Source organism: Rhodococcus sp. Leaf225, assembly GCF_001426145.1.
In the GTDB taxonomy this organism is placed as follows: Bacteria; Actinomycetota; Actinomycetes; order Mycobacteriales; family Mycobacteriaceae; genus Rhodococcoides.
This window is the reverse complement of the sequence record NZ_LMRN01000009.1, coordinates 825,125-850,273: the sequence shown is the minus strand read 5'-3', so window position 1 is coordinate 850,273 and position 25,149 is coordinate 825,125. Positions and strand designations below refer to the sequence as shown.

The window sequence follows — 25,149 nt, the reverse complement described above, 5'->3', positions numbered from 1 at the left end:
CCTCGTTCTCCGGCCTCCTCGCCTCAGCGGACGGGCGTCGTCCCGGCCGGAACACTCGCCTCGACCGACGGATCCGGAACCGCAGCCCCGTGCCCACCGAAGTTGGGGCGCGCGTAGAAGAGCGTCGCGATCGCTCCGACCAGCAGGACCGCGGCCGGGAGGTACAGCGACTGGGCGAGCGCGGTGGCGAACGGTTCCGCCACCTGTGCGGGCACCCGGCCCGTGGACAGCTCGCCCGACGCGCCGGCCGCACCGGCGAACGGCACCTCGGCGGAGATGCGGGACTGCATCAGCACGCCGATACCCGCACTGCCCAGCACGGACCCGATCATGCGGGTGGTGTTGTAGACACCGCTGCCCGCGCCGGCCTGCGACATCGGCAGGTTGCGGGTGGCCGTGGCACCGAGCGGAGACCAGATGAGCGCGTTGGCCACACCCATCAGTGCGATGGGCATGAGGAGCCGGACGATCGCCGTGGTCGGTGTCATCTCCATCGCGAGCCAGACGAGGGCGACGGTGAGCAGGGTCAGGCCGGTACCGGCGATGTAGCGCGGGTGCACGCGGTCCACCAGACGGCCGACGTTGGGCGCGAGCACGCCGGTGAGCACCGCCATCGGCACGAACAGCAGGGCCGAACGCGTGGGCGTCAGTCCGGTGACGCTCTGCGCGTAGAACATGATCGGCAGCATCATGCCCGTCATCGCGAAGCCCATGGCCGCGATGCCGATGTTGCTGAGCGAGAAGTTCCGGTCGCGGAACAACCCGAGCGGCACCAGAGGCTCGTTGCGGTTGCGCGACTGCCACACGATGAACGCGGCGAAGACGACCACGCCGACGGCGATGGAGGTCCAGATCCACCCGTTCCAGTCGTACTTCTGACCCTCCTGCAGACCGAAGACGATGAAGAACAGGCCGGCGGCGGACAGCACGACGCCGGGGATGTCGAACTTGTGGTCGTTGGTGGGGAGCGTCGGCACGAACGTGACGGCCAGTGCGATGGCGACGACACCGACGGGGAGGTTGATGAAGAAGATCCACTCCCACCCGAACGCGTCGACCAGCACGCCACCGAGCAGCGGACCCACCAGGGTCGCGACGCCGGCGACCGCGCCCCAGGCGCCCATCGCGGCACCGCGCTTGTCCTTGGGGAAGATGCGGGTGATGACAGCCATGGTCTGCGGCGTGATCATCGCGGCGCCCAGGCCCTGCACGGCGCGCGCGGCGATGAGCATCTCGATCGACCCCGAGACGCCACACCACAGCGAGGCGAGAGTGAAGACGACGAGCCCGCCGATGTAGAGGTTCTTCGGCCCGAACCGGTCGCCCAGACGGCCGGTCACGAGGAGCGGTACCGCGTACGCGAGCAGGTACGCACTGGTCACCCAGATGACGTTCGAGATGTCGGTCTGCAGACCCTCGAGGATCGCCGGCTGCGCGACGGCGACGATGGTGGTGTCCACGAGAATCATGAAGAAGCCGAGGCACAGGGTCCAGAGCGCGATCCAGGGGGACGCCTCCTTCACGGCCGGGCTGGTGGTGCTGGTCATCGGTGGTCCTGTCGTTCGGTGAGAATGCTGTCCAGCCAGGGGAGACGTCCGGAGTCGATGTCGTCGACGAAGGCCCGGAGCCAGGTGAGTTCGGCCTCGCGCAGGGCGAGGGTGTAGTCGAGGCCCACGGAGAAGAGCCGGGGAACGTGGCGATCGACGGCCATCGCATCGATGACGCGCATCTCGTCGAGATCCTTCTCCAGCAGAGCGATACGGGTACGGACGAGTGTCGCGACCTCCGGCCCGGGGAGGTTGTGCGACTCGGACAAGGCGAGGGTGAACTGCGAGTACTCGGGCGTGGGTTCCGCCAGGAGAGTACGCAGGGTGTCCGACAGAGCCGCCCGACCCGAGTCGGTCACCGAGTAGGTGGTGCGCTCGGGCCGATTACCTTCCCGTTCGGTGCCGACCGCCACGATCAGCTCACGCTCCGCCAGGCGGTCGACCGCGTGGTAGAGCGACCCCGGACGTACCTTGAGCAGTCGGTCGTCCTTGCGCTCGAGCAGGAGCTGATACATCTCGTACGGGTGCATCGGCCGCTCGAACAGGCACGCGAGCACGGCGATGGCCAGCGGTGTCACGCGTTCCATGTCGATCCCCTCGCCCGTATATTCCGCTTGGAATATACGGCGCCGAGCATGGTCGCCACAAGCGGCGCTAGCGTGGACGGCGATGAACTCCCACCAGATCGACATCGTCCGTCTCGCCTGGGCGCGAGAACTGGGTCTTCCCGACGACGCCTCGCTCGACGACGCGGAGCGGTTGCACGTGGTCGACGACGACGCGACCCGCCTCACGTTCGTCGTCCTGGACGGCCACGCGGTCCTGGTCGGACCCGGCGACATCCTCGACCGCGCCGAGGCACTGGGCAACGACGTGCTCGCGACGCGGGACGGTCTCGCCGAGCTCGCGGGACAGCGCCGGGGTCGTTGCGGTGGACCACGGGTCCTCGCCTTCCTCGACGACAGTCGCGACGACGTGCGCGTCGAACACCCTCTGATCTCCCACGACGGGCACGATGTGGACCGCGTCCTCGCACTGGTGCCTCCCGACGACGCCACCGGGATCCGCGCGGTCGGCGTCGACTCGTGGTTCACGGTGTTCGACGACGCCGACGGTGAGGACGACGCTCTCCCCGCGGCCGCTGCCGGGTACGTCGAGTGGCGCGGCTTCCTCGCCGACACCGTCGCGGTCACCGTGCCGTCACGACGCCGGCGGGGGTACGGCTCGACCGCCGCACGGCTGGCCACGAACGAGGCCATCGACGCGGGACTCGTGCCGCAGTGGTCGGTGCCGATGGACAACGCGACCGCCCGGCTGTTCGGCCTCTCGCTCGGCTTCACCGAACTGGGAGTGCACATCGGGATGGAATTGACCGACCCCGGGTAAGTTACGACCATGAGCACCGACAGCGGTACCCCGTCCTACGTGGAGAAGGGCGGCTTCGACCGCGACACGAACTACATCGAGGACCGCATCGTCGACGATCCGTCGTCGCGCTACCCGGTGGAGCCCGGTCGTTACCGCCTCGTCGTGGCCCGCGCCTGCCCGTGGGCCAACCGCGCCATCATCGTGCGTCGGCTCCTGGGTCTCGAGGACGCCATCTCGATGGGAGTGTGCGGACCGACCCACGACAAGCGGAGCTGGACCTTCGATCTCGATCCGGACGGCCTCGACCCGGTGCTGAAGATCCCACGTCTGCAGGACGCGTTCCTCGCGCGCTTCCCCGACTACCCACGCGGGATCACCGTGCCCGCCATGGTGGAGGTGTCGACGGGCGAGGTGGTCACCAACGACTACCCGCAGATGACGCTCGACTTCTCGACGGAGTGGACGCGGTACCACCGTGAGGGCGCACCCGACCTGTACCCGGAAGCGTTGCGCGGCGAGATCGACGAGGTGGCGGAACTGATCTTCCACGACGTCAACAACGGCGTCTACAAGTGCGGTTTCGCCGGCTCCCAGAGCGCGTACGAGAAGGCGTACGACGCTCTCTTCGCGCGACTGGACTGGCTGAGCGACCGTCTCGAGAACCAGCGATTCCTGGTGGGCGACACCATCACCGAAGCCGACGTCCGTCTGTTCACGACGCTGGCGCGGTTCGATCCCGTCTACCACGGCCACTTCAAGTGCAACCGGAGCAAGCTCTCCGAGATGCCGGTGCTGTGGGCCTACGCCCGAGACCTGTTCCAGACACCGGGATTCGGCGACACCACGGACTTCGTGCACATCAAGTCGCACTACTACGAGGTGCACACCGACATCAACCCGACCGGCATCGTGCCCAAGGGGCCGGACCTGTCGAGCTGGTTGAGCCCACACGGCCGGGAAGCGTTGGGCGGCAGGCCGTTCGGAGACGGCACTCCCCCGCCGCCGCCGAAGGAGTCGGAGCAGGTTCCGGCCGAGCACTGGGCCTGACGACCCGGACGGGTCGGAAGGATCTGCGTCAGGGACGCAGAGTGAGAATCCTCGGCCCGTCCTCGGTGACGGCGACCGTGTGCTCCCAGTGCGCGGATCGCGATCCGTCCGTGGTGACCACGGTCCAGTCGTCGTCCAACACGCGGGTCTCGTGGGTGCCCAGTGTCAGCATAGGCTCGATGGCGAGCGTCGACCCCACCACCAGCTCGGGGCCCTTGCCCGGCGCACCCTCGTTGGCGAGGAACGGCTCCATGTGCATCTCGCGGCCGATGCCGTGGCCGCCGTAGCCGTCGACGATGCCGTAGGTACGTCCGTGCGCCGCCGAGGCGGCCAGCGTGCCCTGCTCGATGGCGTGCGAGACGTCGGTCAGGCGGTTGCCCGGGAGCATCGCGGCGATACCGGCCTCCATCGACAACCGAGTGGCCTCGCTCAGCTGCTCGTCTGCCTCGATGACGGCACCGACACCGAACGTCCAGGCGGAGTCGCCGTGCCAGCCGTCGAGAATGGCGCCGCAGTCGATCGAGATGAGGTCACCTTCGGCGAGCACGTCGGACGAGTTCGGGATGCCGTGCACGACGCGATCGTTGATCGAGCTGCAGATGCTGCCCGTGAAGCCGTGGTACCCGAGGAACGACGGCACCGCGCCGGCGGCGCGAATCACCGACTCGGCGACGGCGTCGAGTTCGAGCGTGGACACGCCGGGCTTCGCCGCGTCGCGCACCGCGACGAGAGCGGCGCCCACGACGGCCCCGGCCGCAGCCATGGCATCGAGCTCACCGGCGCTGCGGAACGGGACCACCTTGCGCTTACGTCCGAAAGCCATGGGTCAGTCGTCGCCCTGGATCGCGTCGATGACCTTCTTGTTGACGTCCTCGACCTCGCCGACGGCGTCGACGGTCACGAGTAGTCCCGACCGGCCTTCGGCCTGCCCGCTGCGACCATGGCTCTTGTAGTACTCGAGCAGCGGAGCCGTCTCGTCGCGGTAGACCTTCATCCGATTCCGGATGACGCTCTCCTTGTCGTCCTCCCGCCCACGGGCGAGCATGCGCTCGACCACGACGTCCTCGTCGATGACGAAGGAGACGACGGCGTCGAGCGTCGTGCCCGCGTCCTCGAGGATGGAGGCGAGGGAGTCTGCCTGATCGGTCGATCGCGGGAAGCCGTCGAGGATGAAGCCGTTGGTGGCGTCGGGCTCCGCCAGACGGTCGCGCACCATGTCCACGGTCAGCGCACTCGGGACCAGGTCGCCCGCGTCGAGGTACTTCTTGGCCTCGATGCCCAGGGGCGTCTTCTGGCCGATGTTCGCGCGGAAGAGATCGCCCGTCGAGACGTGGGGAATTCCCAGCTTCTCCGACAGCAGCGTCGCCTGCGTACCTTTGCCTGCTCCGGGAGGACCGAGGAGGACGAGTCTCACTTGAGGAACCCTTCGTAGTTGCGCTGCATCAGCTGGCTTTCGATCTGCTTCACCGTGTCGAGTCCCACGCTCACCATGATGAGCACCGCGGTTCCGCCGAAGGGCAGGTTCTGGGCGCCACCGGAGTTACCGATGTCGAGGAACAGGTTGGGAAGCACAGCGATGGTGCCGAGGTAGATGGCACCGGGCAGCGTGATGCGACTGAGAACGAAATTGAGGTAGTCGGCCGTCGGACGTCCCGGCCTGATGCCCGGGATGAATCCGCCGTACTTCTTCATCTCGTCGGCACGTTCCTCGGGGTTGAACGTGATGGCGACGTAAAAATAGGTGAAGAAGACGATGAGGCCGAAGTAGATCGCGATGTACACCGGGTTCGCCGGGTTCACCAGATACGTGTTGATGGCGCGTTGCCACCAACTCGGATCCGCCGCCGTGCTGGCATTGGTCAGCTGGGCGATGAGATTGGGGAGGTACAGCAGCGATGACGCGAAGATCACCGGGATGACACCGGCCTGGTTGACCTTCAGCGGCAGGTAGGTGGACGAGCCGCCGTACATGCGGCGGCCGACCATGCGCTTGGCGTACTGCACCGGGATGCGGCGCTGGCCCTGCTCGACGAAGACGACGCCGATGATGATGGCGAGAGCGGCGAGGCAGACGAGCGCGAAGACGATGCCGCCGCGGCTGTCGAGAATCGACTTGCCCTCGGACGGGATGCGCGAGGCGATGCCTGCGAAGATGAGCAGCGACATGCCGTTGCCGACGCCGCGCTCGGTGATGAGCTCGCCGAACCACATGACCAGGGCAGCACCCGCGGTCATGACCAGCACGATGGTGACCAGTCCGAAGATGGACGAGTCCGCGATGATGTCGAGGTTGCAGCCCTGGAGCAGCTGCCCGCGCGAGGCGAGCGCGACGAGACCCGTGGCCTGCAGGATCGCCAGAGCGATGGAGAGATAGCGCGTGTACTGCGTCATCTTCGCCTGGCCGGCCTGGCCCTCCTTGCGGAGTTCCTCGAACCGCGGGATGACCACGGTGAGGAGCTGGACGATGATGCTCGCGGTGATGAAGGGCATGATGCCGATCGCGAACACGGACAGCTGCAGCAGAGCGCCGCCCGAGAACAGGTTGATCAGCGAGTAGATGCCGGCGGAGTCGCCGCCCGAAACCTGGTCGATGCACTGACGGACGTTGCCGTAGTCGACACCGGGCGACGGCAGCGTCGCGCCGAAGCGGTACAGAGCGATGAGGCCGAGAGTGAAGAGGATCTTCCGTCTCAGGTCAGGTGTCCTGAGGGCCGACACAAAGGCGGAAAGCAACGATCCTCCTGGACGGGGTGACTAACGAGGGAGATGGTCGGGGCGCACTGGCACCCCGTCGAACTCTAACAGCGCCGCGGAGTGCGCAGCCCGGGCCGAGCCGGACAACCACTCACCGTGGCACCGAACGGCCGATGGCCGCAGCACGAGAGTCGTACCACGGCCATCGGTCCGTACTGCCGGAGGCCCGCTCACTCGTCGAGTGGGCGGGCCGCCGAACTCACAACTCGGTGACGGATCCGCCGGCTGCGTTGATCTTTTCCTTGGCACTGCCGGTGAACTTGTCGGCGGTGATGGACACCTTCACCGACAGGTCGCCGTCGCCGAGGATCTTGACGAGACGGTTCTTGCGCACCGCACCCTTGGCGACCAGATCGTCCTTGGAGATCTCGCCACCCTCGGGGAACAGTCGCTCGATGTCGACCAGGTTCACGACCTGGTACTCGACCCGGTTGCGGTTGGTGAAGCCCTTGAGCTTCGGCAGCCGCATGTGGATCGGCATCTGGCCACCCTCGAAGCCGGCCGGGACGTTCTTACGAGCGCCCGTGCCCTTGGTGCCACGACCTGCGGTCTTGCCGCGCTTTCCGCCTTCACCGCGACCGACGCGGATCTTCGCGCTCTTCGAACCCGGTGCGGGGCGAAGATGATGCAATTTGATGGTCACTTGGTGACCTCCTCAACGACGACGAGGTGACGCACCACGTTGATCAGCCCGCGGGTCTGCGGGGTGTCCTCGCGAATCACCGACTGGCGGATCTTCTTGAGGCCCAGCGTGCGAATGCTGTCACGCTGGTTCTTCTTCTGACCGATGGTGCTCTTGATCTGGGTCACTCTGAGGTCAGCCATGAGCTGCTCCTGCTGCTGCCTGGGCGCGAGCGCGCAGCATGCCGGCGGGAGCGACGTCCTCGATCGGCAGACCACGACGAGCCGCGACCTCTTCCGGACGCTGCAGGCTCTTGAGAGCCGCAACGGTGGCGTGCACGACGTTGATCGCGTTGTCGCTACCCAGCGACTTCGCGAGGATGTCGTGGACACCTGCACACTCGAGCACGGCACGCACCGCGCCACCGGCGATGACACCGGTACCGGGGCTTGCCGGGCGCAGCATGACCACACCGGCCGCAGCCTCACCCTGGACGGGGTGCGTGATCGTGCTACCGATCAGCGGGACGCGGAAGAAGCTCTTGCGAGCCTCCTCGACACCCTTCTGAATGGCGGCCGGAACTTCCTTGGCCTTGCCGTAGCCGACGCCGACCAGACCGTTGCCGTCTCCGACGATCACGAGGGCGGTGAAGCTGAAGCGACGACCACCCTTCACGACCTTGGAGACGCGGTTGATCGCGACGACGCGCTCGAGGTTGTTCTTCTCGGGAGCGTTGCCGCCCCGCGAGTCGCGACGGTCGCGACCTCCACGGTTGTCTCCGCCGCGGTTGTCACCTCCGCCTGCATTGGGTCCTGCGTTGGCTCCGGCGGGTCCGCTGCCGCCGTCACGCCGTTGACGTCCCGGCATCAGGCTGTCCTTCCGTTGGTGAGCTGAATCTTCGCTGCGTTGGTCATCAGAACGTCAGCCCGCCTTCGCGAGCTGCATCGGCGAGTGCCGCGATGCGTCCGGCGTAACCGTGGCCACCGCGGTCGAAGACCACTGCCTCGATGCCGGCCGCCTTGGCACGCTCGGCGATGAGAGCGCCGACCTTCGCGCCACGGGCCTTCTTGTCGCCCTCGGTCGCGCGCACATCGGCCTCGATGCTGGACGCGGATGCGAGAGTGCGGCCGGTCAGATCGTCGATCAGCTGTGCGTGGAGGTGACGCGAGGAACGGTTGACGACCAGACGGGGACGCTCGGCGGTTCCGGAGACCTTCTTGCGAAGACGGAAGTGGCGGCGCGTCTTGGACAGGCGACGACGCGTGGAGGCGTCCTTGCCCAGCGGGATGCGCTTCGGGTTCGCGTCGGAACCCTTCGTTGCTGCGGAGTTGCTCATCACTTACCTGTCTTTCCGACCTTGCGGCGGATCTGCTCACCCTCGTACCGAACGCCCTTGCCCTTGTACGGGTCGGGACGACGGAGACGACGGATGTTGGCAGAGATCTGGCCGACCTTCTGCTTGTCGATACCCGAGACCGAGAATCGGGTGGGCGTCTCGACCGCGAAGGTGATGCCGTCGGGCGCCGTGATCGGCACCGGGTGGCTGTAGCCGAGAGCGAACTCGAGGTCGCTGCCCTTCAGTGCCACGCGGTAACCGACGCCGTGAATCTCCATCTTCGTGGTGTAACCGGTGGTCACACCCGTGATGAGGTTCGCGACGAGAGTGCGCGAGAGGCCGTGGAGCGAGCGGCTACGACGCTCGTCGTCCGGCCGGTTGACCGAGAGGGATCCGTCATCGTTCTTGGCGATGGTGATCGGCTCGGCGATGGTGAGACTCAAGGTGCCCTTGGGTCCCTTGACGGTGACATCCTGGCCGGCGATGGTGACATCGACTCCGGCGGGAACTGTCACAGGAAGCTTTCCGATACGCGACATAGTGGTGGCCTCCCTTACCAGACGTACGCGAGGACTTCGCCGCCGACGCCCTGATTGGCCGCCTGGCGATCGGTCAGCAGGCCGGTGGACGTGGAGATGATCGCCACGCCGAGGCCGCCGAGCACCTTGGGCAGATTGGTGGATTTTGCGTACACACGCAGTCCGGGCTTGGACACCCGACGCACACCGGCGAGGCTGCGCTCGCGGCTGGGGCCGTACTTGAGGTCGACGATGAGGGTCTTGCCCACCTCGGCGTCCTCGGTGCGGTACTCGGAGATGTAGCCCTCACGCTTGAGGATCTCGGCGATGTTCGCCTTGATCTTCGAGTGAGGCAGCTTCACCTGATCGTGGTACGCCGAATTGGCGTTGCGCAGACGCGTCAAGAAGTCTGCGATCGGGTCGGTCATGGTCATGACAGAGTTCATGGCCCTTTCTCGCAGCGGTTCCCATGCAGCACGTGCGAGCTGGTGCCCTGGTAGCAGGGCCTGACTCGTCCCGTCGTGGGCCTACAGCGAAGTGTTCTGTCCTGACCGACTGTTGCCGGTCAGGGGTTGCGCTCCTGCCAGTGCAGACGTGAGCACTGGCGGGTGTTTCGAGCATCATGGCAAGAAACCTGAGTAGCTCGGGTCGTATGCAGGCATGACGGTACCCGGGCAACCGGTCAAGTGTAAGGGAGTGACCTGCGGGAACCAAATCGGTGCAGGTAGGGCGGGTGGTGCCGGTACTGCAGGGGTGTGCGCACCGGTTCCGGTGGGCTCGGGGTGGACGGCGCGGGGTGCTGCGAGGGGTGTGCGCACCGGTTCCGGTGGGCGGACACCCTCTGCAGCCTGCGGCGAGGGGTGTGCGCATCACGGAACGAGTGCGCGGCGGTGGTGTCGGCCGGGTGCGGCGTGAGGTGCCGGTGTGGCACTCGCCGGTGCCGCAGGGGGTGTGCACACAGGTTGCGGTGAGCGAACACCCCCTCCGGCCTGCCGCAACAGGTGTGAGCCTCACGGGAGGTGTGCACGGTGCCCAGCGCCGGCGCCGACAGACGCACCGGTTCACCACGACATCGGTCGGGTTCAGCCGGGGAACCAAGTTCGGTGACCGATTGGTCCGTTTCGCCCCGCCATTCTCGTTCAGCCTTTTAGTGTCCATTCACAACGTTTATCGCGCACGACGAGTGATGGAGGACGATGTGAAGACCGGTGTACGCACATTCGGCAAGGTCGGAATGGTGGGAGCGGCAGCTGCTGCTGCGCTGTTGGCAGGGTCGGGAACGGCGTCGGCGGCGGTGCTCGCCGTCGTCGCGGTACCCACGCCCGGCGTCGAATCGATCAGCACACTGGTGACCGTGACACCCGCTCTCGCCTTCACGGGCGCGGTGGACTGCACCGTCACCGCGACCGAAGTGGGTGACGAGACCAACACGGCGAGCGCCTCGGGCCCCGTCACGCCATTCCTGCCGATCGCTCCCGCCGTCGGCACCGTCGTCATCGACGGACTCGAGGCCGGGCTCTACAGCGTCGCGGTGAGCTGTGACGACGGCGGCACATCGGTCGACACGCTCGTCGACCTCCCCGTCACAGTGCTTCCGGAGGGCAGCCTCCCGCCTGTCGTCCCACCTGTCGGTGGCGGTGGCTCTCTGCCGTTGGACATCTTCGAGAGCTGACGCTCGACGACGCGGGCCCCGGTCCTCAGGGAGGTCCGGGGCTCGTCTCGTGCGCGGGTCGACCCCGCCGGTCAGTCCTTGCCGTCTCCCCGATCACGCACCCGGTCACCGAGATTCGCCTTCTCGTCGCGGTCGAGCGCATCCACGTCGATGAAGCGCGACTTGCCCTGCGTGGCACGGTTGACGAAGAACGTCACCACCCACAGCGCCACACCGAGGAGCAGCATCGCGCCGGCGATGCGGTACTGGATCATCTGCGCATCGGTCCGCGCCCACGGTCCGACGAGGAACAGGCACAGCGTGCCGCCCGTCACCGGAACCCACAGCGGCGCACTGAAGCCCGTCGTCTCCTTCTTGCGCTTGAGCACCAGGTTGGCGACGTTGACCACCGCGAACACGCAGAGCAGCAGCAGCCCGGTCGTTCCGGACAAAGCGCTGACGACCGAGTTCCCCTGCAGCTGGTTGACCACCACGATCAGCACCAGTGCCATGACGGTGGAGAACATGATGGCCGCCCACGGCGAGCGACGCGTCGGCAGAACCGCGCTCAGCGACTTCGGCAGGATGCGCTGACGGCCGAGGCCGTAGATCAACCGACTCGCCATCAGCATGTTGATGAGCGCGGTGTTGGCGACGGCGAACACCGTCAGGTACGGGAAGATCTCGTCGATCGGCAGTCCCGGTGCGCCGAGTCGCACGACGTGGAGCAGGATGCCCTCGCTGCCGGAGTCGTAGTCCAGCGGCAGGACCGCGATCACGGCCACGACGACGAGAACGTAGATGAGGCAGGCGATGCCGAGTCCGGAGAGCATCATCTTCGGGAAGATCTTCTCGGGCTCCTTGGTCTCCTCGACCATGTTCACCGAGTCCTCGAAGCCGACCATCGCGAAGAAAGCAATGGTGGTCGCGACGGTGACGGCGAGGAACCAGCCCTTCTCGTTGGCGTCGTCGAACACGACCAGATTGGCGATGTCGCCCTCGGCGCTACCACTTCCCACCGCGACGAAGCCGATCGCGATGACGATGGCGAGCGCTGCCATCTCGATGATCGTCAGGATCACGTTGAACTTGACCGACTCGCCGACACCGCGCAGATTGATCGCCGCCAGCAGCAGCATGAAGGCCAGTGCGACCACCAATTGCGCTGTGTCACCGGTGGGTACGTCGAACCACCCGATGCCGTCCTCGGTACTGAAGGTCTCGTGCAGGCCGGCCAACAGGTTGCCCGCCACCACGTTCGAGGACGTCGAGGCGCTGGTGATGCCGGAGCAGATGACGGCGAACGCGACGAGGAACGTCGCGAAATGGATACCGAAGGCCTTGTGCGTGTACAGCGCGGCGCCGGCGGCCTGCGGGTACTTGCACACCAGCTCGAGATAGGAGAACGCGGTCAGCGTCGCCACGACGAAGGCGAGTATGAACGGCAGCCACGCCATTCCGCCGACATTGGCGATCATGTCGCCTGTCACGGCGTAGACGCCGGCGCCCAGGATGTCGCCGACGATGAAGAGCAACAGCAGTCCGGGTCCGAGGACCCGCTTGAGTTCCGGCGTGGCCGAGGTCTCGGTCTCCGCGGTCTGAGTCATGATTCCTCCGCTCGCTCCCCCGTCGCGCAACACTAGGCCCGGTGAGGCGCCGGCGCGAGGCATACGGCGGGAGACACGCAGAGAGGAACAGACCGTTCGGACCGCGCGACATTCCTCGACGCACTGCATCCGTGCACGCCGACAGGCCCGAGCCGTGATGGCTCGGGCCTGTCGGGTCGATCAGGTGATCAGATCACCAGGAGGCTTGTCTCACCAGGAAGACTTGTGCACTCCGGGGAGCTCGCCGCGGTGCGCCATCTCGCGCACGCAGATACGGCAGAGGCCGAACTTGCGGAACACGGAGTGCGGACGGCCGCAACGCTGGCAGCGGGTGTACGCGCGAACCGCGAACTTCGGCTTCTTGTTGGCCTTGTTGACCAGTGCCTTCTTAGCCATACGCTCAGTTCTCCTTGAACGGGAAGCCGAGGTGCTTGAGCAGCGCGCGGCCTTCGTCGTTGTTGGTGGCCGTCGTGACGACGGTGATGTCCATGCCGCGAGGGCGATCGATCTTGTCGACGTCGATCTCGTGGAACATCGACTGCTCGTTCAGGCCGAACGTGTAGTTGCCGTTGCCGTCGAACTGCGTGCCCGACAGGCCACGGAAGTCCCTGATGCGGGGAAGCGCGATGGACACGAGACGGTCCAGGAACTCCCACATGCGGTCGCCGCGCAGCGTGACGCGCGCGCCGATGGGCATGCCCTCGCGGAGCTTGAACTGCGCGATGGACTTGCGGGCCTTGCGGATCTCGGGCTTCTGGCCGGTGATCGCGGCGAGGTCTGCGACCGCACCGTTGATCAGCTTCGCGTCACGGGCGGCGTCGCCGACACCCATGTTGACGACGACCTTGACGATGCCGGGGATCTGCATGACGTTGGCGTACTCGAACTCGGTGTTCAGCGCGTCCTTGATCTCCTCGCGGTAGCGGGTCTTCAGGCGCGGAACGATCTTGTTCTCGGTGGTCGTCATCAGATGTCCTTCCCGTTCTTACGGGAAATCCGAACGCGCTTGCCGTTGTCGTCGGTGCGGTAGCCCACGCGGGTGGGGTTGCCGTCCGAGTCGATGACCGCGACGTTGGAAACGTGAATGGGGGCTTCCTGCGTGACGATGCCGCCCGAGGAGGCGCCGCGCTCGTTGGCCGAGACAGCGGTGTGCTTCTTGATGCGGTTGACGCCCTCGACGAGGACCTTGGAGGTCTCGGGGTAGGCCGTGATGACCTTGCCCTTCGCTCCCTTGTCCTTACCGGAGATGACGAGAACCGTGTCGCCCTTGTGCACCTTCATCTCACAACACCTCCGGAGCCAGCGACACGATGCGCATGAACTTCTTCTCGCGCAGCTCGCGGCCGACCGGGCCGAAGATGCGGGTACCGCGGGGATCGTTGTCAGGCTTGATGAGAACGGCAGCGTTCTCGTCGAACTTGATGTACGAACCGTCGGCGCGGCGACGCTCCTTCGTGGTGCGGACGATGACGGCCTTGACGACCTCGCCCTTCTTGATGTTTCCACCGGGGATCGCGTCCTTGACGGTGGCGACGATGACGTCGCCGATCCCGGCGTAACGGCGTGACGAGCCGCCGAGAACGCGAATGCACAAGATTTCCTTGGCACCCGTGTTGTCGGCGACGCGAAGCCGCGACTCCTGCTGAATCATGGGTCTCCTAGTGACCTGGATGTACGTACGCGGCGGATACCGACCCGACGCGCGCGGTCTGTGGCCCTGGCCGACGCATGCGTCTACCACGGGCAACCGCTCTAGTGTAGGGAACACGCGGACGGGATCCAAATCCCCACCACGCGCGACGGCACAGGTCTCTGTCAGGCGCCGGTGGCACACTGATGTCCGTGGACAGCCTCGCACGGGGGGAGAACCGCCCCGCACCCTCGGACAGCCTCGACATCTCCGTGTCCGGCGCCGCCGTGGACGTCTCGGCGCTCCTGCTGAACTCCGCGGGCCGGGTTCGATCGGACGCGGACCTGGTCTTCTTCAACAACCCGGTCGGCCCCGGCGTGACGTACGGCAGCGGCGGGATCCGCGTGGACACCGGTGCGGTGCCCCGCGACGTCGACACCGTGGCCGTCACCGCCAGCCTGGACGGATCGGGCCCCACCACGTTCGGCGGCCTGGAGCCGACCATCTCCATCGGACCGGACCTGTCGTTCCGGATGAGCGGACTCACGAGCGAGACCGCCGTCGTGTGCGTCGAGATCTACCGACGCGGCGACGCCTGGAAGGTCCGCGCCGTGGGCCAGGGCTTCGACGACGGGCTCGCGGGCATCGCGACGAACTTCGGCATCACCGTCGACGACGAGCCCGCGCCGGCCACGACACCGGCACCGACACCGACACCGACCGTCGTCCCCACCACAGCAGCACCACCACCCGTACCGACGCAGGGAGCACTGGCCGTGAGAAGTGAACTGTTCGCCCCCACCCACGCCGAGGTCCAGGGCGTCGGCATCCAGAAGCAGGGCAGCAAGATGGCCCGCGTCGCGATGAACGGCGAGATCATGGCGCGCTCGGGATCGATGGTGGCCTACCAGGGCGACCTGAAGTTCGAGGCGCAGGGATCCGGCGGCATCGGCAACATGATCCGTCGCACGGTGACGGGCGAGGGCGTGCCGCTGATGAAGGTGTCCGGTAGAGGCGACCTCTTCCTCGCGAACGCCGCCCAGGACGTGCACATCATCGACCTCGACGGCAGCGACGGTCTCACCATCAACGGCGCCAACGTGCTCGCGTTCGACTCGTCACTGTCGTACCGCATCGGCCGGGTCCAGGGTGCGGCCGCCAGCAGCAACGCGGGCCTGTTCAACTGCATCTTCACCGGGCAGGGGCGCATCGCCATCACCACCGACGGGCAACCCGTCGTGCTGAACGTCGACCAGCCCACCTTCGCGGATCCGCAGGCTGCGGTCGCGTGGTCGTCGAGCCTGCAGACCTCGGTGAAGAGCAACGATCAACTCAACTTCGGCACCCTCATCGGCCGCAGCACCGGCGAGCGCTTCACCCTGCAGTTCTCCGGGCAGGGGTTCGTCGTCGTGCAGCCGTCGGAGCAGCCGCCCGGCGGGTTCGTCGGCGGCACGGGCGGCGGGCAGCAGGCCGGTGTCGGCGGCGCGCTGGGTGGCCTGCTCGGACGGTGACCCGCGCGACACGGGTTCCCGTCCCCGGGTACGGTTTCGGGGATGGTAACCGACAGGGCAGGCCTGAAGTCGGCCGAAATCGGCCGCGGGGCGGTGGCCGGTCCGGTCGGCCTCGACACCAGGGCGGGGGTGATGACGTGACGACACGCGTCGACACCGCGACGCCCTGGTGGCACGACGCCCCGCTCGACCGGGTCGTACGACTGTCCGGCGCCGCGATGAGGGATCTCGCCGAGTCGGTGGACCCGCTGCCGTCCGATGCTCCGGCCGCACTCTTCTTCACCCTGACGAACGGCTCCGCGTCGGAGATGGTGGACGCCGTCGTCGCCGCGATCGAGCAGGCCGCGCTCGACCTCGTCCCCTTCCTGCTGCCCGGCGACGTCGGCGACCGCTCGTCGCTGGCCCGCGACGCCGCTCGGGCACGAGCTCACGAGCACGCGTCTTCGAGCGAACACTTCGGCCCGTACCTGGCCCATCTCGCGGGCGCGTCGACGTCCGGACGCCCCCTGCGTGTCGACGCCTTCGCTCGCGAGACCCGAGCCGCCGGTGCCGCCCGCGTGATCGCCGACGTCCACGGGCGAGAGCGCGCCGTCCTCGTCGTGGACGTCCCCGCCGACGCCGACCCGGCAGCGGTGGCGACCGCCGCGGAATGGTGGTGCAGCACCGGGACGGGAGTGTGGTTGACCGGGGCCGGTGCACCCGCCGTGGACAGGTTCCCGGTGCTGACCGTGCGCACTCCGTCGACCCCGGACGACGTCGACACCATCGTCGACCGCTTCCGGCCGCTGAGCTACCCGCCCGTCGAGGGGCGTCCGCACGCGGCCAGCGCGGCGGAGATCCTGCTGGATCGCGTCCTCTCCACCCGCGAGTGGGCGGCGGGCCGACGCCACAACCGCTCCGTCCGGCCGACGACGTTGAGCAGACCGTTCACGCTGGACGTGTCGTGGGTCGATGAGAAGGTCGCCATCGAGATCGACGGCCACGAGCACCGTGCGCGTGCTCAGTTCGCCGACGACCGGTCCCGTGACAACCTGCTGCAGACGCACGGCTGGATCGTGCTGCGCTTCACCAACGAGGACGTGCTCGCGGACCACGAGAGCGTGATGACGATGATCGAACAGGCACTGCACCGACGACGATCGAAGGGGACTCCCACGTGAGCGCGAACGAGTTGACCGGCACCGAGGTGTCCGTGCTGATGGTGCTGATGGCCGAGGCACGCGCGGTGCGCAACCCCGAACTGTCGACGCTCGGGCCCGAGTTGAAGAAGCCCCACCGGGACCACCTCGCGTCGCTCGGCCTGATCGAGGTGGGCAAGCAGGGGCGGACGATGACCGTCGAGCTCACCGACAAGGGCTGGAAGCACTGCTCCGACCTGATGGGCACGCAGGCGCCGAAGGGTGCGGCCGGCCCCGGCAAGGCCCTGTTCACCGTCATGGCAGGCCTCGGCCGGTGGTTCCACCGCGACGACGTACGTCCCGCCGAGGTCTTCTTCCCGCGCGACACTCCGACGTCGATCACGGCGCCGCCGACGCCACCCAACGCCATCGTCGCCCCCGCGGTCCGCAGTGAACTGTCCGCCGCGGACGTCGAACAGCGGATCCGGTCGACGTACGCGGACCTCGCTCGGGAGCCCGGGGCCTGGGTGCGGCTGTCGCGGCTGCGGCCCGCCCTGTCCGACATCTCGCGCACGGATCTCGACGAGGCGCTCGCCCGGCTGCGACGCGCCCCCGACGCCTCCCTCATCCCCGAGGAGAACCAGAAGACGCTGACCGACGAGGACCGCGCCGCGGCCGTCGATGTCGGCAACCAGCAGAACCACCTCTTGGCGATCGAACAGTGATGGGCGGCTCCACGATGACGACCACGAAGTCCGAACAGATCCGCGCTCTCGAGTCGGTGCGGCTGAGCTGGGCCCCCACACCCGACGACGTGTGGCGGTCCCAGTCGGACGTCCACGTGCCCGGGATGCACGAGCGGGTGTTCACCGAGGTCATGAGTGCGTACACCGACGCCGAGAACTCGGACGACGCCAGTCCGCTCGGCGTCGTCGTGCAGGGCCCCGCGGGTTCCGGCAAGACGCACCTTCTCGGGCAGGTCCGCGAGGAGGTGCAGTCGCGCGGCGGCTACTTCTTCCTCATCCGGCTCCTCGACGCCGCGGGTTTCTGGCGCTCGACGCTGATGGGCATGCTCGACGATCTCAACCGCCCATCGGGTCGCGGTGACGACAGTCAGCTCCGCCTGGTCCTGCGGCGGCTCTGCGACATCGCCGGCGTGAGCGAGGACCAGCGGCGACAGGTCATGGGCGAGACCATGATCGACGCCGACACGCTGAACGAGTTCGTCACCGGCGTCTACAAGGCCCATCCCCGCCATCGTCGGACCTCCCAGCACACCCTGCGTGCCCTGGTCCTCTCGATCGCACCCGACGCGGCCGTGCAGGACATCGGCGACGCCTACCTGCAGTCGATCGACGACGTGGACGCCGACGAGTTCGAGTCGTGGGGCATCCGCCGCGCGGAGCTCGGTCACCAGGGCATCGCGGAGAACATCTCCCGACTGCTCGCGATCACGGGTCCCACCATCCTCGCCATCGATCAGATCGACACCCTCGTCGCGCAGGCGCGCACCGGAGCCGACAAGGACTACGCGGACGAGCAGGAGGACAAGGTGGTCGAGCAGCTCGCCCACGGTCTGATGACTCTCCGTGAGACGTTGCCGCGCACCGCCTCCGTGTTGTCGGCGCTGTCGAGCGCGTGGGACCTGATCGCCGCTCGCGGGGTCGCACCGATGCGTGACCGGTTCCGGGTGACGCAGCGGCTCAAGCCGATTCCGTCGTCGGACGTCGGCCGCCTGCTGCTCGAGCGTCGCCTCGAGGCGTGCTTCCGCGAGGTCGGCTTCGCCACCCCGCACCCGACATGGCCGGTGGCCGTCGACGCGTTCGACAAGGCGCCGGACTTCACTCCCCGCCAGCTGCTCATCGCCGTCGACAAGCACATCCGCCACTGCCTCGAGACGGGGGTCGCGACGGAACTGACCGACTTCGCCTCCAGCGGAGGGGGATCCGACACACCGTCGCTCCCCACGGCCAAGCGATCCGAACTCGAGGCGCTCGACGAGCGGTACGCGCAGTTGCGCAGCGCCGCGGACGTGTCGACACCGCTCGAACCCAGCACCGAGGACAGCCTCGTCCCGGCACTGCTCTCAGCCGGTCTCGACGCGTGGATCCACGAGCACCAGTCGTCCGACGACAGCCTCGCGCAGGATCCTCCGCCGAGCGGCCGCCCAGCATTGCACGCACGGCTCCGCCACACCGTCGACAGCGACACCGACGACGAGGAACACTGGTGCTTCCGCGCCGTCTCCTCCACCAATGCCCGTGCGGCCCTGGCCCGTATCGAGCGGGCCGTCACCGCGGCGGGTCTCCACATCGACATGCCGCGCCGTCGATTGATCCTCATCCGCAACGCACCCTGGCCCAAGGGTGCGAAGACGGAACAGACCGTGGCGGCGCTGCACCGCGCCGGTGGTGTCGAGGTGCCGCTGAGCGAGGACGATCGCCGCTCGCTGCACGCCCTGGGCGCTCTCCGGTCGGAGAACTCGCCGGCCCTCACGTCGTGGCTGCTCGCTCGCAAGCCGGCGCACGAGATCGCGTTGTTCCGCGAGGTGCTGCCCGACGCGAGCGTCGTCGACGACGATCAGGCACTCATCGAACCCGAGGTGTCGCAGGCTCCCGCGGCAACTCCGCGCCGGGAGCAGATCGAGATGGGGACGGAGCTCAGCACCAACGCCGAGGTCCGCATTCCGCTCGAGGCGCTGCGCAAGCACACGGCGATCTTCGCCGGATCGGGTAGCGGCAAGACCGTGCTCATCCGTCGGCTGGTCGAGGAGTGTGCCCTGCACGGTGTCTCGTCGATCGTGCTCGACATCAACAACGATCTCGCCCGCCTCGGGACACCGTGGCCGGAGGACGAGCGCACGTGGCCGCCGGGCGACGAGGCGAAAGCTGCTGCGTATCTGCGGGACACGGACGTCGTCATCTGGACTCCGCGCAAGTCGTCGGGGCGGCCGCTCAGTTTCCAGCCGCTCCCCGACTTCGCCAGCGTCGTCAACGACAAGGACGAGTTCGACGCGTCCGTCGAGTCGGGTCTCGCGGCGCTGGCTCCCGCCGCACTGGCGACGGGCACCACGGAGAAGGCGAAGCACCGCCAGGCGGTGCTTCGCGCGGCACTCGACGGGTTCGGGCGGCGCTCGGCCGGCGACATGTCGGACTTCATCGACCTGCTGGAGAATCTCCCCGCCGACGCCAGCGATCTGCGCGACGCCGTGCGCATCGCGGCCGATCTCGCCGAGAACCTCAAGGCCGCGATGACGAACGACCCGATGTTCGCCGGGTCCGGCACTCCCGTCGATCCGGGCGTGCTGCTCACCCCGGCCGAGGGGAAGAAGGCGCGCGTGTCCGTCATCAACCTCTCGGGGCTCACCACCGAGGAGCAGAAGCAGAGCTTCGTCAATCAGCTGCAGATGGGTCTGTTCGCCTGGATCAAGAAGAACCCGGCGGGTGATCGACCGCTCGGCGGACTCTTCGTCATGGACGAGGCGCAGAACTACGCGCCCTCGGACAAAGCGACACCGGCCACGCACAGCACGCTCGCACTCGCGTCGCAGGCCCGGAAGTACGGCCTGGGCCTCGTCTTTGCGACACAGGCCCCCAAGGGGCTCCACAACCGCATCGCCGGGAACGCGGCCACCCAGTTCTACGGCCTGCTGAACAGCCCCGCCCAGATCCAGGCGGCGCAGGAGATGGCGCGCGCCAAGGGCGGCTCTGTGCCCGACGTCGGACGTCTCCCCGCAGGTCAGTTCTACGCGGCCGTCGAGGGTTCGGAATTCCGGCGTACGGCCACTCCCCTGTGCCTCACCTTCCACCCGAAGAGTCCCCCCACCGAAGAGGAGGTCCTCGCGCTGGCGCGCGAGTGAGAGGAGAAGTCCTGGCGCCGGCGCGCGAGTAGCGTTGTTCGCATGGCTTACAGATTTCTGGGCAACAGCGGACTCAAGGTTTCCGAGATCACCTACGGCAACTGGCTCACCCACGGGTCGCAGGTGGAGAACGACGTCGCGACCGCCTGCGTGAAGGCGGCTCTCGACGCCGGCATCACGACGTTCGACACCGCGGACGTCTACGCCAACGGCGCGGCCGAGACCGTGCTGGGCAAGGCGGTGGCGGGCGAGCGTCGTGAAGGTCTCGAGATCTTCACCAAGGTGTATTTCCCGGTCGGCGAGAAGGGCCCGAACGACACGGGGCTCTCGCGCAAACACATCTTCGAGGGCATCGAGAACTCGCTGCGACGCCTGGGCACCGACTACGTCGACCTCTACCAGGCGCACCGATACGACCACGAGACGCCGCTCGAGGAGACCATCGCCGCCTTCGGTGACGTCGTCCAGCAGGGCAAGGCGTTGTACATCGGTGTGTCCGAGTGGACCGCGGACCAGCTCCGCGAAGCGCAGAAACTGGCCCGGCAGCGCGGTTTCTCCATCGTCTCCAATCAGCCTCAGTACTCCGCACTCTGGCGCGTCATCGAGTCCGACGTGGTCCCGGCGTCCAAGGAACTCGGTATCTCGCAGGTCGTCTGGTCACCGCTGGCTCAGGGCGTCCTCACGGGCAAGTACGTTCCCGGACAGCCGCTTCCCGAGGGCTCGCGCGCGACCGACGACAAGGGCGGCGCGGACATGATCTCGCGCTACATGAACGACGAGACGCTGACGCGCGTGCAGAAGCTGAAGCCGATCGCCGACGACCTGCGCATCACGATGTCCCAGCTCGCCATCGCCTGGGTGCTGGCCAACGACAACATCGCGGCCGCTCTCGTCGGCGCGTCTCGTCCCGAGCAGATCGCCGACAACGTCAAGGCGCAGGACGTCACCCTCGACGCCGACGTGCTCGCCAAGATCGACGAGGCGTTGGGCGACATCGTCGAGAAGGATCCGTCGAAGACGGTGAGTCCCGAGAAGCGTCTGGTCTGAGGTCAAGATCAGGTAAAGGATCGGTCAGATACGTCTGAGAGACGGTGCTCCCCTGGTTCCCGTACATTCTGACGGTCGCGGTGGCGCTCTTCGCGCTGTCCACCGCCATCACGTGGGCAGTGCTGTCGCTCGGATCCGTACTGGACTTCGCGGATGCGGCGCTGTTCGCCCTGGCCTTCGTCAACATCATCGGCCTCTACCTGCTGCTTCCCGTCGTGAGGCGGGAGCTGCGCGACTACATGGCGCATCGCCGGGGCGAGACGGTGGCGGTCAACGACGTGGACGTCACGGGCTGACCGCGCCTACGCCTCCAACGCCCCCGCGATCCGCTGTTCGATCTGTGCGTACGCCGTCGTCGGCAGCGTCACCAGGCCCTCGAGCTCGGTGCGCGCCTTGCGGTACGCCGCCTGCCGCTCGGCGGGGGTCGAGGCGCCGTCCAAGGCCATGCGCAGCAGCGACTGCGCGCGAGTGAGTCGGTTCTGCTCCGCCTCGCTGAAGTTTCCGCGGCGACGACGCTTCGCCTCGGACTCGGCAGCGGTGAACGCCACGGCGTAGTCGTGCACGGCCGAGCGGTAGAGCCGCTGCGCCTCCGGATCGCCGACCAGTTCGTCCGCCGCCGACGGCCGGAGCGAGTCGGCTTCGAGCTTGGCGCGGTGGAAGGCCACCGTCATCGGGTCGCGCATGTTCGTCATCATGGGGAACTCGAGCAGGTTGATGACGTCGGTCTCGTAGGCGAACCACCGAGCGTTCACGTCGTCGTGCTCGGCGAGCGCCTTCTCGACGGATCGACGTTGTGTCTCCGCGTCCTGCTTCGTGGACTTCGAGAGTTCGAGCGCTGCGACCTTGGCCTGCTGCTTGATGCGGTACCGCTCGAGGCGACGATCCGCACGTCGCTCGTTGGCGGCGCTGACCGCCTTGGCCGCACCCGCGATGGACCCGCCGAAGACGAACCACAGCCACCAGTACTGGCCGGCGAACTGCATCACACTGTCCATGCCGATCCCCTCTCGTCCGGCCATCGTAGCGAGGACCTGAGAACGCAGAACGACCCCGCACTCACGAGGAGTGCGGGGTCGTCCATGGGTGCTGCAGGTCTTACTTGGCCTTCTCGAGGACCTCGACCAGTCGCCAGTGCTTCGTGGCGGACAGGGGGCGGGTCTCCATGAGCTGAACGCGATCGCCGACGCCGGCGACTCCGTTCTCGTCATGGGCCTTGACCTTGGTGGTGCGTCGGATGATCTTGCCGTAGAGGGCGTGCTTCACACGGTCCTCCAGCTCGACGACGATCGTCTTCTGCATCTTGTCGGAGACGACGTAACCGATACGCGTCTTCCGGCTGTTGCGTGCTTCTTCAGTGGTCACTGTTTCCTCGCTCATGCTGCGTCACCTGCCGTGTCCTCGGAAGGACCTGCGGCGAGCCCGAGCTCACGCTCGCGCATCACGGTGTAGATGCGCGCGATCTCGTGGCGGACGACGCGCAGCCGACGGTTGTTGTCCAGCTGGCCGGTGGCCATCTGGAAGCGGAGGTTGAACAGCTCCTCCTTCGACTCACGAAGGCGGGTGATCAGTTCTTCGTCGCCGAGCTCGCGGAGCTCGGCAGCCGGGGTACCGGTAGCCATCAGAACTGAACCTCCCTCGTGATGATGCGTGCCTTGATCGGCAGCTTGTGAATCGCGCGCGTCAGTGCTTCACGAGCGATCTGCTCGTCCGGGTAGCTGAGCTCGAAGAGCACGCGGCCGGGCTTGACGTTGGCGACCCACCACTCCGGCGAACCCTTACCGGAACCCATGCGGGTCTCGGCAGGCTTCTTCGTGAGCGGACGGTCCGGGTAGATGTTGATCCAGACCTTGCCACCACGCTTGATGTGGCGGGTGACGGCGATACGGGCTGCCTCGATCTGACGGTTGGTGATGTAGGCGGGCTCGAGAGCCTGGATGCCGTATTCACCGAAGGTCACCTGAGTTCCGCCCTTGGCGGCACCCGAACGCTTGGGGTGGTGCTGCTTGCGGTGCTTGACCCGACGGGGGATCAACATGCGTCAGCCCTCCTTCTGCTCGGTCGTAGCGGGTGCATCAGCGGTTGCGGTCGCTGCGCGGCCGGCCTCGGTGCTGGTCGCCGTGGTGCCCGAGGCACCGCTGCGACGCGGACGAGACGGACGCTCACGACGGGGACGATCGCCTGCCGGAGCAGCGGCGGCGACAGCTTCACGCTTGCCACCGACGATGTCGCCCTTGTAGATCCAGACCTTCACGCCGATGCGACCGAAGGTGGTCTTCGCCTCGTAGAGGCCGTAGTCGATGTCCGCACGCAGCGTGTGCAGCGGAACGCGACCTTCGCGGTAGAACTCGGAACGGCTCATCTCCGCGCCGCCGAGGCGACCGGAGCACTGAACGCGGATGCCCTTGACGTTCGGCTGACGCATGGCCGACTGGATGGCCTTGCGCATCGCACGACGGAAAGCGACTCGGTTCGAGAGCTGCTCGGCCACACCCTGTGCGACGAGCTGTGCCTCGGACTCGGCGTTCTTGACCTCGAGGATGTTCAGCTGGACCTGCTTGCCGGTCAGCTTCTCGAGCTCGGAACGGATGCGATCCGCCTCGGCGCCGCGGCGACCGATGACGATGCCCGGACGCGCGGTGTGGATGTCGACGCGAACCCGATCACGGGTGCGCTCGATCTCCACCTTGGCGATGCCGGCGCGCTCCATGCCCGTGGCGAGGAGCTTGCGGATCTGCACGTCTTCCTTGACGTACTCCGCGTACTGCTTGTCTGCGTACCAGCGGGACTTCCAGTCGGTCGTGATGCCGAGGCGGAAGCCGTGCGGGTTGATCTTCTGGCCCACTACTGAGCTCCCTTCCGGCGACCACGTGTCGAGCCGCCGGTCTTGGGCAGGCTCTCCACGATGACCGTGATGTGAGATGTGCGCTTACGAATGCGGAACGCACGACCCTGGGCACGAGGCTGGAAACGCTTGAGGGTCGCGCCCTCGTCGACGAATGCAGCCGAGACGATCAGCGTGCTCGGATCGAGATCCAGGTTGTTCTCCGCGTTGGCCGCTGCCGAGGCAACGACCTTGGCGACGGGCTCGCTGGCAGCCTGCGGTGCGAACTTGAGGATGTTCAGGGCATCCTCGACGCTCTTTCCGCGGACCAGGTCCACGACGCGACGGGCCTTCATCGGCGTCACGCGAACGTGCTTGGCCGTGGCCCGGGCGATCGGGTTGTCGGTGGGGGTGAAGTTGGTCATCGCCGCTTCGCCTTCCGGTCGTCCTTGATGTGACCCTTGAAGGTCCTCGTCGGCGCGAATTCACCGAGCTTGTGTCCGACCATCGCATCCGAGACGAACACCGGGACGTGCTTGCGACCGTCGTGGACGGCGAAGGTGTGACCGATGAAGTCGGGGGTGATGGTCGAGCGGCGTGACCAGGTCTTGATGACCTGCTTCGTGCCCTTGTCGTTCTGAACGTCCACCTTTTTCAGGAGGTGGTCGTCGACGAACGGGCCTTTCTTCAGACTGCGTGGCATCTGCTACTCC

32 protein-coding genes are annotated in these 25,149 nt (G+C 67.1%); 9 read left to right on the top strand and 23 right to left on the bottom strand.

Annotated features, from left to right (window positions below):
* Positions 1-23 precede the first annotated feature (23 nt).
* Entirely contained in the window at positions 24-1,547 is a 1,524-nt protein-coding gene (locus ASG69_RS08350) for an MFS transporter (RefSeq protein ID WP_056441871.1), read from the bottom strand.
* Positions 1,544-2,134, bottom strand: coding sequence for a PadR family transcriptional regulator (locus tag ASG69_RS08345; protein WP_056441868.1), 591 nt, complete (start codon positions 2,132-2,134; stop codon positions 1,544-1,546). The genes ASG69_RS08350 and ASG69_RS08345 overlap by 4 nt, the downstream gene beginning before the upstream one ends.
* Positions 2,135-2,216: 82 nt before the next feature.
* On the opposite strand from ASG69_RS08345, the gene ASG69_RS08340 reads away from it, so the two are divergent.
* Positions 2,217-2,933 (top strand): GNAT family N-acetyltransferase, encoded by a 717-nt coding sequence (locus tag ASG69_RS08340; RefSeq protein WP_056441865.1) that lies wholly within the window; start codon positions 2,217-2,219, stop codon positions 2,931-2,933.
* A 9-nt stretch (positions 2,934-2,942) separates the two neighbouring features.
* A complete protein-coding gene (locus ASG69_RS08335) occupies positions 2,943-3,962 on the top strand; it encodes a glutathione S-transferase family protein (RefSeq protein ID WP_056441861.1) in 1,020 nt (339 codons plus the stop codon).
* 28 nt (positions 3,963-3,990) lie between these two features.
* On the opposite strand, the gene map is transcribed toward ASG69_RS08335, so the two are convergent.
* From map to rpsH, 9 genes are all read right to left on the bottom strand, one after another.
* On the bottom strand, positions 3,991-4,785 hold the full coding sequence (map, locus tag ASG69_RS08330; RefSeq protein WP_056441857.1) for a type I methionyl aminopeptidase: 795 nt from the start codon (positions 4,783-4,785) through the stop codon (positions 3,991-3,993).
* A gap of 3 nt (positions 4,786-4,788) precedes the next feature.
* Positions 4,789-5,376, bottom strand: a complete 588-nt coding sequence (locus ASG69_RS08325) for an adenylate kinase (RefSeq protein ID WP_027504674.1) — start codon at positions 5,374-5,376, stop codon at positions 4,789-4,791.
* Positions 5,373-6,695: a preprotein translocase subunit SecY gene (gene secY, locus ASG69_RS08320; RefSeq protein WP_027504673.1), complete on the bottom strand. Its 1,323-nt coding sequence runs from the start codon at positions 6,693-6,695 to the stop codon at positions 5,373-5,375. Before secY ends, ASG69_RS08325 begins: the two co-directional genes overlap by 4 nt.
* A 220-nt stretch (positions 6,696-6,915) precedes the next feature.
* Entirely contained in the window at positions 6,916-7,359 is a 444-nt protein-coding gene (gene rplO, locus ASG69_RS08315) for a 50S ribosomal protein L15 (RefSeq protein ID WP_027504672.1), read from the bottom strand.
* Positions 7,356-7,541, bottom strand: coding sequence for a 50S ribosomal protein L30 (gene rpmD, locus ASG69_RS08310; protein WP_027504671.1), 186 nt, complete (start codon positions 7,539-7,541; stop codon positions 7,356-7,358). The genes rplO and rpmD overlap by 4 nt, the downstream gene beginning before the upstream one ends.
* Positions 7,534-8,205 carry a 30S ribosomal protein S5 gene (rpsE, locus tag ASG69_RS08305; protein ID WP_027504670.1) on the bottom strand — a complete coding sequence of 224 codons (672 nt, stop codon included), beginning with the start codon at positions 8,203-8,205 and terminating at the stop codon, positions 7,534-7,536. The genes rpmD and rpsE overlap by 8 nt, the downstream gene beginning before the upstream one ends.
* A 46-nt stretch (positions 8,206-8,251) precedes the next feature.
* Positions 8,252-8,674: a 50S ribosomal protein L18 gene (gene rplR, locus ASG69_RS08300; RefSeq protein ID WP_037184745.1), complete on the bottom strand. Its 423-nt coding sequence runs from the start codon at positions 8,672-8,674 to the stop codon at positions 8,252-8,254.
* Positions 8,674-9,213 carry a 50S ribosomal protein L6 gene (rplF, locus tag ASG69_RS08295; RefSeq protein ID WP_027504668.1) on the bottom strand — a complete coding sequence of 180 codons (540 nt, stop codon included), beginning with the start codon at positions 9,211-9,213 and terminating at the stop codon, positions 8,674-8,676. Before rplF ends, rplR begins: the two co-directional genes overlap by 1 nt.
* A 14-nt stretch (positions 9,214-9,227) precedes the next feature.
* Positions 9,228-9,626, bottom strand: coding sequence for a 30S ribosomal protein S8 (gene rpsH, locus ASG69_RS08290; RefSeq protein WP_027504667.1), 399 nt, complete (start codon positions 9,624-9,626; stop codon positions 9,228-9,230).
* A 764-nt stretch (positions 9,627-10,390) separates the two neighbouring features.
* On the opposite strand from rpsH, the gene ASG69_RS08285 reads away from it, so the two are divergent.
* Positions 10,391-10,864: a hypothetical protein gene (locus tag ASG69_RS08285; RefSeq protein ID WP_156382959.1), complete on the top strand. Its 474-nt coding sequence runs from the start codon at positions 10,391-10,393 to the stop codon at positions 10,862-10,864.
* Positions 10,865-10,935: 71 nt separating this feature from the next.
* Here the strand turns inward: ASG69_RS08285 and ASG69_RS08280 are convergent, their stop codons facing one another.
* The 5 genes from ASG69_RS08280 to rplN form a co-directional block, all read right to left on the bottom strand.
* A complete protein-coding gene (locus ASG69_RS08280) occupies positions 10,936-12,450 on the bottom strand; it encodes an APC family permease (RefSeq protein ID WP_051613170.1) in 1,515 nt (504 codons plus the stop codon).
* A 210-nt stretch (positions 12,451-12,660) separates the two neighbouring features.
* Positions 12,661-12,846 carry a type Z 30S ribosomal protein S14 gene (locus ASG69_RS08275; protein WP_027504665.1) on the bottom strand — a complete coding sequence of 62 codons (186 nt, stop codon included), beginning with the start codon at positions 12,844-12,846 and terminating at the stop codon, positions 12,661-12,663.
* Positions 12,847-12,850: 4 nt separating this feature from the next.
* A complete protein-coding gene (gene rplE / locus ASG69_RS08270) occupies positions 12,851-13,417 on the bottom strand; it encodes a 50S ribosomal protein L5 (RefSeq protein WP_027504664.1) in 567 nt (188 codons plus the stop codon).
* Entirely contained in the window at positions 13,417-13,731 is a 315-nt protein-coding gene (gene rplX, locus ASG69_RS08265; protein WP_027504663.1) for a 50S ribosomal protein L24, read from the bottom strand. Before rplX ends, rplE begins: the two co-directional genes overlap by 1 nt.
* A gap of 1 nt (position 13,732) precedes the next feature.
* A complete protein-coding gene (gene rplN / locus ASG69_RS08260) occupies positions 13,733-14,101 on the bottom strand; it encodes a 50S ribosomal protein L14 (RefSeq protein ID WP_027504662.1) in 369 nt (122 codons plus the stop codon).
* 185 nt (positions 14,102-14,286) lie between these two features.
* Between rplN and ASG69_RS08255 the strand changes: the two genes are divergently transcribed.
* From ASG69_RS08255 to ASG69_RS08230, 6 genes are all read left to right on the top strand, one after another.
* Positions 14,287-15,591 (top strand): AIM24 family protein, encoded by a 1,305-nt coding sequence (locus ASG69_RS08255; RefSeq protein ID WP_414891258.1) that lies wholly within the window; start codon positions 14,287-14,289, stop codon positions 15,589-15,591.
* 137 nt (positions 15,592-15,728) lie between these two features.
* Positions 15,729-16,751 (top strand): endonuclease domain-containing protein, encoded by a 1,023-nt coding sequence (locus ASG69_RS08250; RefSeq protein WP_056441848.1) that lies wholly within the window; start codon positions 15,729-15,731, stop codon positions 16,749-16,751.
* Positions 16,748-17,434 carry a hypothetical protein gene (locus ASG69_RS08245; protein ID WP_056441844.1) on the top strand — a complete coding sequence of 229 codons (687 nt, stop codon included), beginning with the start codon at positions 16,748-16,750 and terminating at the stop codon, positions 17,432-17,434. The genes ASG69_RS08250 and ASG69_RS08245 overlap by 4 nt, the downstream gene beginning before the upstream one ends.
* 14 nt (positions 17,435-17,448) lie before the next feature.
* Complete coding sequence (locus tag ASG69_RS08240) at positions 17,449-20,568, top strand: helicase HerA domain-containing protein (RefSeq protein WP_056442402.1); 3,120 nt, start codon at positions 17,449-17,451, stop codon at positions 20,566-20,568.
* Positions 20,569-20,610: 42 nt separating this feature from the next.
* Positions 20,611-21,615, top strand: coding sequence for an aldo/keto reductase family protein (locus ASG69_RS08235; protein ID WP_056441841.1), 1,005 nt, complete (start codon positions 20,611-20,613; stop codon positions 21,613-21,615).
* A 44-nt stretch (positions 21,616-21,659) separates the two neighbouring features.
* Positions 21,660-21,911: an alanine:cation symporter family protein gene (locus ASG69_RS08230; RefSeq protein WP_056441839.1), complete on the top strand. Its 252-nt coding sequence runs from the start codon at positions 21,660-21,662 to the stop codon at positions 21,909-21,911.
* A 6-nt stretch (positions 21,912-21,917) separates the two neighbouring features.
* Here ASG69_RS08230 and ASG69_RS08225 read toward each other — a convergent pair whose 3' ends face one another.
* The 7 genes from ASG69_RS08225 to rpsS all read right to left on the bottom strand — a co-directional run bounded on the left by ASG69_RS08225 (position 21,918) and on the right by rpsS (position 25,139).
* Complete coding sequence (locus tag ASG69_RS08225) at positions 21,918-22,610, bottom strand: hypothetical protein (RefSeq protein WP_056442399.1); 693 nt, start codon at positions 22,608-22,610, stop codon at positions 21,918-21,920.
* Between the two features lie 100 nt (positions 22,611-22,710).
* Positions 22,711-22,992 carry a 30S ribosomal protein S17 gene (gene rpsQ, locus ASG69_RS08220; protein ID WP_042575434.1) on the bottom strand — a complete coding sequence of 94 codons (282 nt, stop codon included), beginning with the start codon at positions 22,990-22,992 and terminating at the stop codon, positions 22,711-22,713.
* Positions 22,989-23,234 (bottom strand): 50S ribosomal protein L29, encoded by a 246-nt coding sequence (gene rpmC, locus ASG69_RS08215; RefSeq protein ID WP_027504654.1) that lies wholly within the window; start codon positions 23,232-23,234, stop codon positions 22,989-22,991. The genes rpsQ and rpmC overlap by 4 nt, the downstream gene beginning before the upstream one ends.
* Complete coding sequence (gene rplP / locus ASG69_RS08210) at positions 23,234-23,650, bottom strand: 50S ribosomal protein L16 (RefSeq protein ID WP_027504653.1); 417 nt, start codon at positions 23,648-23,650, stop codon at positions 23,234-23,236. The genes rpmC and rplP overlap by 1 nt, the downstream gene beginning before the upstream one ends.
* A gap of 3 nt (positions 23,651-23,653) precedes the next feature.
* Positions 23,654-24,457, bottom strand: coding sequence for a 30S ribosomal protein S3 (rpsC, locus tag ASG69_RS08205; RefSeq protein WP_027504652.1), 804 nt, complete (start codon positions 24,455-24,457; stop codon positions 23,654-23,656).
* Complete coding sequence (rplV, locus tag ASG69_RS08200) at positions 24,457-24,861, bottom strand: 50S ribosomal protein L22 (RefSeq protein ID WP_027504651.1); 405 nt, start codon at positions 24,859-24,861, stop codon at positions 24,457-24,459. Before rplV ends, rpsC begins: the two co-directional genes overlap by 1 nt.
* On the bottom strand, positions 24,858-25,139 hold the full coding sequence (gene rpsS / locus ASG69_RS08195) for a 30S ribosomal protein S19 (RefSeq protein ID WP_027504650.1): 282 nt from the start codon (positions 25,137-25,139) through the stop codon (positions 24,858-24,860). The genes rplV and rpsS overlap by 4 nt, the downstream gene beginning before the upstream one ends.
* Positions 25,140-25,149 lie beyond the last annotated feature (10 nt).